The sequence below is a fragment of the Streptomyces sp. P5F9 genome (assembly GCF_057961495.1).
In genome coordinates, this window is record NZ_JBXVPZ010000423.1 from 1 (window position 1) to 8,510 (window position 8,510).

Genomic DNA, 8,510 nt, shown 5'->3' on the forward strand with positions numbered 1-8,510 from the left:
CCCCAGCAGCCCGCGCAGATCACCCACGGACCCCGCGACCACCCCCGCATCGCACTCACCTTTCATGGCCAGGGCGACCCCAAGATCGCCACCGCCCTGCTCACCGAGGCGGAGAAACACGGCGCCCACGTCACCGTCCTCGCCGTCGGGACCTGGCTCGACACCCACCCCGGGATGGCCCGCCGCATCCTCGACGGCGGCCACGACCTGGGCAACCACACCCAGCGGCACATCGCCGTCAACACCCTGTCCGAGGCCGACGCGCTGGCCGAGATCACCGGCTGCGCCGACCGCCTCAAGCGGCTCACCGGCTCGATCGGCACCTGGTTCAGGCCCTCGCGCGCCCCGGCCGCGTCCCCGCTCGTCCAGCGCCTGGCCCACCGCGTGGGCTACCCGCACGTGCTGTCCTACGACGTCGACTCCCTCGACTTCACCGCACCCGGTGCCCCCGCCGTCACCCGCAAGGTGCTCGCCGAGGTCCGCAACGGGTCGGTCGTCAGCATGCATTTCGGGTACGCCGACACGGTCGCCGCGCTCCCCGCCGTACTGGAAGAACTCCACCGCCGCGGACTGCGCGCGGTGACGACCACGGAGCTGCTGAGCTGATGCGACACATCCCCCTCACCCGCGCCCTCGTCGCCGGGATCGCCCTCGCCGCCCTCGCCGGCTGCGGTTCGCAGGACCACGCCGACGAGGCACTCGGCACCAAGGCCGCGCTCCAGCCGCAGCAGCAGAAGAAGGCGCAGGTCGCGCGGGCGCTGCCCGGTATGCCGCCGGTACTCGACCCGGCCGACGTGTACGCGGCCGACCGTCCCGGCCAACTCTCCCCGGTCGTACGGGACTTCCCGTCGCGGGTCTACGTCCCCAACACCAACTCCAACACGGTCTCGGTGATCGACCCGAAGACGTACAAGGTCATCGAGACCATCCCGGTCGGCGTCCAGCCCCAACACGTCGTCCCCTCCTGGGACTTGAAGACGCTGTGGGTCAACAACGACCGGGGCAACACCCTCACCCCGATCGACCCGCGAACGGGCAGGGCGGGCAAGCCCGTCGACGTGCACGACCCCTACAACCTGTACTTCACGCCCAACGGCAAGTACGCGATCGTCATGGCCTCGCTGGACCGGCAGCTGGTGTTCCGGGACGCGCACACCATGAAGACGGTGAAGGCCGTCCCGGTCAGCTGCTACGGCGTCAACCACGCCGACTTCTCCCCGGACGGGCGGTACTTCATCGTCTCCTGCGAGTTCAGCGGCGAACTGCTGAAGGTCGACACCGAGAAGATGAAGGTCATCGGGCAGCAGAAACTGCCGTTCCACGGCTCGATGCCGCAGGACGTCAAGATCTCGCCGGACGGCAAGAAGTTCTACATCGCCGACATGATGGCCAACGGCATGTGGGTCCTGAACGGCGACACCTTCGCCAAGCCGGACTTCCTGCCCACCGGCAAGGGCTGCCACGGCCTGTACATCAGCCGGGACTCGCGCGAGATGTACATCTCCAACCGCGGCGAGGGCACCATCTCCATCTTCGACTTCACCAAGAACAAGCTGACGAAGAAGTGGCATCTGCCGGGCGGCGGCAGCCCCGACATGGGCGGCGTCTCGGCCGACGGCAAGGTCCTGTGGCTGTCCGGCCGCTACAACTCCGAGGTCTACGCCATCGACACCCGCACCGGCAGCCAGCTCGCCCGCGTCAAGGTCGGCGGCGGCCCGCACGGCCTCGCGGTGTACCCGCAGCCGGGCCGCTATTCGCTGGGCCACACGGGCATCTTCCGCTGAAGCCGGCCGGGGCCGACCGGTGCCCGTTGAATCTCGGCTGAAATCCGGTCAGTTGGACACGCCCCCATTCGAGTGATGATCCGCGGTCCGCCGCCGAAGAACCGGGATCGTGCCCTGCATGATCACCCTTCACCTGCGGCGGCGGACCGCTGCCGCCGTCCTGTCCCTCGCGGCCGTCTTCGCCACGACCGCCGCCACCGTCCCCGCTCACACCCCGGCCAGGGTCGCCGCCGCCCCGGCCTGCCCCGTCGTCGCCGACCCCGCGATGGCCGCCGTCGACCAGCGCGTGGACATCAGCCGCATCACCCCCGACCCGGTCTGGCGCACCACCTGCGGCACCCTCTACCGCAGCGACAGCCGCGGCCCCGCGATCGTCTTCGACCAGGGCTTCGCCCCCAAGGACGTCGTCGACGGCCAGTACGACATCGAGAAGTACGTCCTCGTCAACCAGCCCTCGCCGTACGTCTCGACGACGTACGACCACGACCTGTACAAGACCTGGTACAAGTCGGGCTACAACTACTACATCGACGCCCCGGGCGGTGTGGACGTCAACAAGACCATCGGCGACACCCACAAGTGGGCCGACCAGGTCGAGGTCGCCTTCCCCGGCGGTATCCAGCGGCAGTACATCATCGGCGTCTGCCCGGTCGACAAGAAGACCAAGGTCGAGATCATGAGCGACTGCGAGAGCAACCCGAACTACCGCCCGTGGCACTGACGTTCAGTGCGTTCAGTACGTACCGACGTCTACACGTACTGACGTCTACCGCGCGCTGAGCAGCACCGCCTCCGAACCCACCGGACGGTAGCCCGCCGCCAGGAACGCCCGCATGCTGCGGGCGTTCCCCGGCGCGACCTGCGCCCACAGCGGCTCGGCGGCGAGGTGGCGGGCGGCGGCCACCAGGACCCGCCCCAGCCCCCGGTGCCGTACGCCCTCGTCGATCTCGACGGAGACCTCAAGGCGGCCCCCGACCCCGCGGCCCAGCACCACCACACCACCCTCCGTCGTCCACGCGCGCACGTCGTCGCGCCGGCCGCGGGCGTACACGATGCGCGGATGGCCGCCGTCCGTGATCTCCGCGAGGGGGAGCGGCGGTTCGCCCGCCAGCGGGGACCCCACGAGCATCGCGTCGATCGTCTCCGCCCTGCGGCCCGTCCGCTCCAGCAGGGCCGTCAGGAAATACGGGTTCATCGGCGCCGCGAGCGCGTCGCACGGTACGGCGGCGAGGGTGTCGTGGACCCACTGCGGATCCTCGTCGACGAAGACGACGGCGTGCGCGGTGAAGGCGAGGACCCCCGCGTCCCGTTCGGACATCTGCGGTACGACGGTCACGCGACCGTCCGCCGGCGGGAGGTCGTCCCGGGCCACCGCATCGAGAATGTCCCGCAGAGTCTCCATCACCAAGCTCCTTGCGCCGCTTGAGTCTCCACCCACTGGAAGGCCCACACTCACAGACATGATCGACGACGGCACCGGACTCCTCACCATCGGGGAACTGGCCAGGTCCACCGGACTGACCGTGCGCACCATCCGCTACTGGTCCGACGAGGGCGTCCTCACCCCGGTCACCCGCTCCGCGGGCGGCTACCGGCTCTACGACGCCGAGTGCGTCGCCCGCCTCGAACTGATCCGTACCCTGCGCGAGTTGGGCCTCGGTCTGGACGCCGTGCGCAAGGTGCTGGCCGGTGAGACGACGGTCGCGGAGGTGGCCGCCGCGCATGTGGTGGCGCTGGACGCGCAGATCGGTTCGCTGCGGGTGACCCGGGCGGTGCTGTCGACCGTCGCGAGACGCGGTTCGACCGCGGAGGAGATGACGCTCATGAACAAGCTGGCGCGGCTGTCGGCAGCCGAACGGAAGCGGATCATGGAGGAGTTCGTGGACGAGCTCTTCCACGGGATCGACTACGTGGACCCGGGCATCGAGGAGCGGATGCGTTCCATCTCGGTGGGCCTGCCGGACGATCCGACCCCCGAACAGGTGGACGCCTGGGTGGAGTTGGCGGAGATGGTGCAGGACCCCGAGTTCCGGGCGCAGATGCGGAACGTCTTCGAGTTCAACTCGGCGGACTACCAGCACGGTGCCGCCGCCGGACGAGCCATGTGGTTTCCGATGCGTCTGCTCCAGTTGGGGGCGGACGCCCGCAGGCGGGGAATCGCCCCCGAGTCGCCGGAGGCCGAGGCGATCGTGCGGGAGGTGCTGGGCGGCGGCGACCTGAGTGTCGTACTCGAACGCATGGAGTCGGCGTCCAACGACCGGCTCGCCCGCTACCGGGAGTTGCTGTCCACACTGAAGGGCGGGAGTCCGGCGGCGGCGCACCGTGAGGAGTTCGCGTGGGTGGTCGCCGCACTGCGGGCGCGCGCGGCCGGTTAGTCTGACGTCCGTCAACAGGCAGTAAAGCGTTACGAAGGGGCGGATCCGGTGGCGGACATCGAGGAAGCACGCAAACATTTCCAGCGGATCGACACGGACGGTGACGGCTTCGTCACCGCGGCCGAGTTCAAGACCGCCCTGGCCCAGGGAGGCGACTGGAACGTCACCGAGACGGTCGCCGAGGCCATCATCAAGAGCCGGGACCTCAACGGGGACAAGGTCCTGTCGTTCGACGAGTTCTGGGCCCACCTGAACAAGTGACCTGATCTGTCGGAAGGGGCGCCCGTCCTACGGTGGACGGGCGCCCCTTCCGGCATGTCCGGCGGTGAGTCAGGGCCGGCGGCGGCTCCTGATCCGTACGCTCCAGCGGCCCTCGTGCCGTTCCAGGACCAGCGGAAGGTCGAAGCACTTGCCGACCTGGTCACTGGTGAGGACGTCGGCCGCCGGACCCTGCGCGAGGGGGCGGCCGTCGCGCAGGAGCAGGGCGTGGGTGGTGCCGACGGGCAGTTCCTCCAGGTGGTGGGTGACCAGGACCGTGGCCAGGTCCGGATGTTCCCGGCGCAGCTCGTCCAACGAGTCCAGCAGTCGCTCGCGACCCGGCAGGTCCAGGCCGGTGGCCGGTTCGTCGAGCAGCAGGAGCCGGGGTTCCGGCATCAGTGCGCGGGCGATCAGGGTCCGGCCGCGCTGCCCCTGCGAGAGCGTGGGCCAGCGGGCATCACGGAGTTCCGTCAGCCCCAACGTGTCGATGAGCCGCTCGGCCCGTGCCTCCTGACCGGCCGTGGGACGCCAACGGGGGAGCGGCGCAACGGAGTTGGTCAACCCGGTCAGGACCACCTCCCGGACCCGCAGGGGTTCGGCGAGCGGGTGACGGGGGTTGACGTGCCCGACGTAGGACCGCAACTCCCGTACGTCGACCCGGCCCAGCCGTCGCCCGAGTACCTCCACCGTCCCTCCCGTCGGGTGGACCTGAGCCCCGAGCAGGCTCAACAGGGTTGATTTTCCCGCGCCGTTGGCGCCGAGGAGCGCCCAGTGCTCGCCGGTGCGGACGGTGAGGGAGACCTCGGCGAGGATGGGGCGGCCGTCGCGTACGACCTGGACGTTCTCGGCGCGCAGGACGTCCGTCATCGCGGCACCCGGTTCACCGCGGAGAGCACGGCCCGTGCGGAGGCTGCCGGACCCTCCGCCGCACCCCACACCGTGACGCCGTTCACCCGGCACTCGGCGTAGGCGGCCGTTCCGTCCTCGGTGAGTTCCAGCACGTCGACCGCGCAGCCGGTCGCGGCGAGCGTCTCGACGAGGGCGGAGGTGTCCAGGACCGCCGACTCGCCCTGTTCGGACGGTCCTTCCACCACGTAGGTCTCCCGGAACAGCTCGTACAGCTCCTTCGGCGTCGCCTCCCGACCGCTCGCGTCCGTCGCCTCCTGGACGACCCGGGAGAAGCCGGGCCGCATGCGCGGCGGCAGGTCGAGGCCGTGGTGGGTGCGCAGCAGGTACGCCATTCCGCCCTTGCCGGACTGGGAGTTGACGCGGATCACCGCCTCGTAGGAACGGCCCAGGTCGGCCGGGTCGATCGGCAGGTAGGGGACGGACCAGGGGGCGCGCCTCTCGGGCACCCCCAACTCCGCCGCCCTGCGCGCGTGTTGCTCGAATCCCTTGCTGATCGCGTCCTGGTGGGTGCCCGAGAACGCCGTGTGGACGAGGTCGCCGGCGTACGGGTGCCGGGGGTGCACCGGCAGCCGGTTGCAGTGCTCGACGGTCTCCCGGACGGCGTCGATGTCCCCGAAGTCGACCATGGGGTCCACGCCTTGGGCGTACAGGTTGAGGGCGAGGGTCACCAGATCGACGTTGCCCGTGCGCTCCCCGTTGCCGAACAGGCAGCCCTCGACACGCTGCGCACCGGCGAGGACGGCGAGTTCGGCGCAGGCCACGCCGGTGCCGCGGTCGTTGTGCGGGTGGACGGAGAGGATCACCGAGTCGCGCCGGGACAGGTTGCGGTGGACGTACTCGATCTGGTCGGCGTAGACGTTCGGCGTCGCGATCTCGACCGTGGCCGGGAGGTTGTGCGTGACCGGCCGGTCCGGGCTCGCGTCCCACAACTCCGTGAGCCCGTCGCACAGTTCGAGGACGAAGTCGGGCTCGGTGAGGTTGAAGGTCTCCGGGGAGAACTGGAAACGGATGCCCGGCGCGTCCCCGGCCCGGCGCGCCATGTGCTCCGCCGCGGCGCGCACGGTCGCCCACACCTCACCCCGGTCCCGGCCCAGCACGACCTCACGCCACACCGGCGAGGTCGCGATGTACAGGTGGACCACCGCGCGGGGCAGTCCCTCGATCGCGTCGAAGGTGCGGTCGATCAACTCCGGCCTGGCCGGGGTGAACACGACCGGCGTGACGTCGTCCGGCACGGCTCCGGAGGTCACCAGGTGCCGTACGAAGTCGAAGTCGGTGCGGCTCGCGGAGGGGTAGCCGACCTCGATCTCCTTGAAACCAGTCGCCACCAGCAGGTCGAACAGCCGGCGCTTGCGCGGGGTGTCCATCGGCTCGGCGAGCGCCTGGTTGCCGTCGCGCAGGTCGACGGGGACCCAGAGGGGAGCGCGGTCGATCCGGGCGGCGGGCCAACTCCGTTCCCTGGAAGGGACGTTGACGCGTTCGTGGAAGGGGCGGTAGCGGTCGTACGGCATCGGGCTCGGGCGCTGGGGGTTCCAGCTGAAGGGGGATGCGGTGGTCATCGTCTGCTGACTGCTCTCGGCTCGGTCGGACGGTGACCGGCAGCACGGCGCCCCGCGGCGGGGTGCCGGTCGCGTCAAACCCCGCCGCGGCAGCCGAGAAGAAGGAGACCGCGAAGCGTCATGCCGGTAGGCTAGCCACACCTCAGGTCCTCAGACAAGTGAGAATCCGCTGAGACCGATGAGCCACGACACATACTGATGAGCCCGATGATTTCCGAGTTGGTGAGCTGCCCGTGCCGCTAGGTCCCGTCCGTCCCAGTCCCCTCGTCGAGCAGGCCACCGAGCGGCTGCGCGCGCAGATCACCGCCGGTGAATGGCCGGTCGGCAGCAAGCTGCCCGGAGAGACCACGCTGGCGACGGAGTTGGGCGTGGGCCGTTCCACGGTCCGTGAGGCGCTGCGGGCGCTCGCCGGAGCGGGGCTGGTCCGGCCGCGACAGGGCGCCGGAGTCTTCGTCGTCGCCAGCGAGCCCGCCGAGGACTGGCCGACCCGGCTGCGGCGGGCCGCGGTGACCGACGTCTACGAGGTGCGGATGGGCGTCGAGGTCCAGGCGGCACGACTGGCGGCGAGCCGTCGTACGCCCGAGGACGTGACGGCGATGGAGCGTGCGCTGGAGGCCCGCCGGGCCGCCTCCGGGGCGGACGACATCGCGTTCGTCGACGCCGACATCGCGTTCCACGCGGCCGTGGTCGCCGCCGCCCACAACCCCGTACTCGCCGATATCTTCGGCCAGTTCACGCCGGTGCTGCGGGAGGGGCTGGTGGAGCTGCTGGCGCTGACGGAGCTGCGCGCGCACGATCCGAACACCGGGGACGAGGCGCACGAGGCGCTGGTGCGGGCGGTCGCGGAGGGGGACGCGGAGACGGCGGCGGAGGTGCTGCGGGCGGAGCTGGAGGATCCGTTCGGGGAGTAGTTTCGCGAGCGCGGCGCCACCCGTACGGGGGAGGGGCCGGAATAGGGGACGGACACCCGGGGTTGCAGCCGCCAGACGCATGCGCATGCATGGAATCTGGATCGGCGAAGGGTCTGTCATGAAGATCGGCATCATCGGCGCGGGCAACATCGGCGGCAACCTCACCCGGCGGCTCACCGCGCTCGGGCACGACGTCTCCGTCGCCAACTCGCGCGGCCCGCAGACGCTCACCGCGCTGGCCGAGGAGACGGGCGCGACCCCCGTGCCGGCCGAGGAGGCGGCGAACGGGGCCGAAGTCGTCGTGGTCACCGTCCCGTTGAAGGCGGTAGCGGACCTGCCCAAGGGCTTCCTGGACGGCGCGGCCGAGAACGTCGCGGTCATCGACACCAACAACTACTACCCCGGGCGCGACGGCCGGATCGCCGCGATCCTCGACGACGGCGTCACGGAGAGCCGCTGGGTCGCGCAGCAGATCGGCCACACCGTGATCAAGGCCTTCAACGGCACCTACGCCCAGGACATCCTGGACCGCCCCCGACCGTCCGGCGCCCCCGACCGCCTCGCCCTCCCGGTGTCCGGCGACGACGAGGCGGCGAAGCGCGTGGTCCGTGCCCTGATCGACGACCTCGGCTTCGACACGGTCGACGCCGGCACCCTCGACGAGTCCTGGCGGCAGCAGCCGGGGACGCCGGTGTACGGGCTGCGGGAGGGCGT

Annotated in this window: 10 protein-coding genes; 7 read left to right on the forward strand and 3 right to left on the reverse strand. The window is 70.6% G+C overall.

Translation table 11 applies throughout. From position 1 onward, the window contains the following. The 3 genes from AC31A1_RS40995 to AC31A1_RS41005 form a co-directional block, all read left to right on the forward strand. Positions 1 to 606: polysaccharide deacetylase family protein (locus AC31A1_RS40995; RefSeq protein WP_489658171.1), on the forward strand; the 606-nt coding region annotated here is incomplete at its 5' end. Further along, complete coding sequence (locus AC31A1_RS41000) at positions 606 to 1,784, forward strand: YVTN family beta-propeller repeat protein (RefSeq protein WP_489658172.1); 1,179 nt, start codon at positions 606 to 608, stop codon at positions 1,782 to 1,784. The genes AC31A1_RS40995 and AC31A1_RS41000, both read left to right, overlap by 1 nt. A gap of 118 nt (positions 1,785 to 1,902) precedes the next feature. Continuing rightward, positions 1,903 to 2,505 carry an ADP-ribosyltransferase gene (locus AC31A1_RS41005; RefSeq protein WP_489658173.1) on the forward strand — a complete coding sequence of 201 codons (603 nt, stop codon included), beginning with the start codon at positions 1,903 to 1,905 and terminating at the stop codon, positions 2,503 to 2,505. A gap of 45 nt (positions 2,506 to 2,550) precedes the next feature. Here AC31A1_RS41005 and AC31A1_RS41010 read toward each other — a convergent pair whose 3' ends face one another. Further along, complete coding sequence (locus AC31A1_RS41010) at positions 2,551 to 3,186, reverse strand: GNAT family N-acetyltransferase (RefSeq protein ID WP_489658174.1); 636 nt, start codon at positions 3,184 to 3,186, stop codon at positions 2,551 to 2,553. Positions 3,187 to 3,244: 58 nt separating this feature from the next. Between AC31A1_RS41010 and AC31A1_RS41015 the strand changes: the two genes are divergently transcribed. Both AC31A1_RS41015 and AC31A1_RS41020 read left to right on the forward strand, forming a co-directional pair. Beyond that, a complete protein-coding gene (locus AC31A1_RS41015) occupies positions 3,245 to 4,159 on the forward strand; it encodes a MerR family transcriptional regulator (protein WP_489658175.1) in 915 nt (304 codons plus the stop codon). Positions 4,160 to 4,207: 48 nt separating this feature from the next. Next, complete coding sequence (locus AC31A1_RS41020) at positions 4,208 to 4,420, forward strand: EF-hand domain-containing protein (RefSeq protein WP_489658176.1); 213 nt, start codon at positions 4,208 to 4,210, stop codon at positions 4,418 to 4,420. A gap of 69 nt (positions 4,421 to 4,489) precedes the next feature. Here AC31A1_RS41020 and AC31A1_RS41025 read toward each other — a convergent pair whose 3' ends face one another. Then, on the reverse strand, positions 4,490 to 5,284 hold the full coding sequence (locus tag AC31A1_RS41025; protein ID WP_489658177.1) for an ABC transporter ATP-binding protein: 795 nt from the start codon (positions 5,282 to 5,284) through the stop codon (positions 4,490 to 4,492). Continuing rightward, positions 5,281 to 6,885, reverse strand: coding sequence for a 2-isopropylmalate synthase (locus AC31A1_RS41030; RefSeq protein ID WP_489658178.1), 1,605 nt, complete (start codon positions 6,883 to 6,885; stop codon positions 5,281 to 5,283). The genes AC31A1_RS41025 and AC31A1_RS41030 overlap by 4 nt, the downstream gene beginning before the upstream one ends. 233 nt (positions 6,886 to 7,118) lie before the next feature. Here AC31A1_RS41030 and AC31A1_RS41035 point away from each other — a divergent pair, with 233 nt between their 5' ends. Both AC31A1_RS41035 and AC31A1_RS41040 read left to right on the forward strand, forming a co-directional pair. Next, a complete protein-coding gene (locus tag AC31A1_RS41035) occupies positions 7,119 to 7,796 on the forward strand; it encodes a FadR/GntR family transcriptional regulator (RefSeq protein WP_489658179.1) in 678 nt (225 codons plus the stop codon). Between the two features lie 118 nt (positions 7,797 to 7,914). After that, positions 7,915 to 8,510, forward strand: a 596-nt coding sequence (locus tag AC31A1_RS41040) for an NADPH-dependent F420 reductase (protein WP_489658180.1), incomplete at its 3' end; no start/stop codon positions are given.

Bases quoted from the DNA above. Each gene is read 5' to 3' on its own strand.
- AC31A1_RS41000 (WP_489658172.1), top strand. From the start codon at position 606: ATGCGACACATCCCCCTCACCCGCGCCCTCGTCGCCGGGATCGCCCTC.
- AC31A1_RS41005 (WP_489658173.1), top strand. From the start codon at position 1,903: ATGATCACCCTTCACCTGCGGCGGCGGACCGCTGCCGCCGTCCTGTCC.
- AC31A1_RS41010 (WP_489658174.1), bottom strand. From the start codon at position 3,186: ATGGAGACTCTGCGGGACATTCTCGATGCGGTGGCCCGGGACGACCTC.
- AC31A1_RS41015 (WP_489658175.1), top strand. From the start codon at position 3,245: ATGATCGACGACGGCACCGGACTCCTCACCATCGGGGAACTGGCCAGG.
- AC31A1_RS41025 (WP_489658177.1), bottom strand. From the start codon at position 5,284: ATGACGGACGTCCTGCGCGCCGAGAACGTCCAGGTCGTACGCGACGGC.
- AC31A1_RS41030 (WP_489658178.1), bottom strand. From the start codon at position 6,885: ATGACCACCGCATCCCCCTTCAGCTGGAACCCCCAGCGCCCGAGCCCG.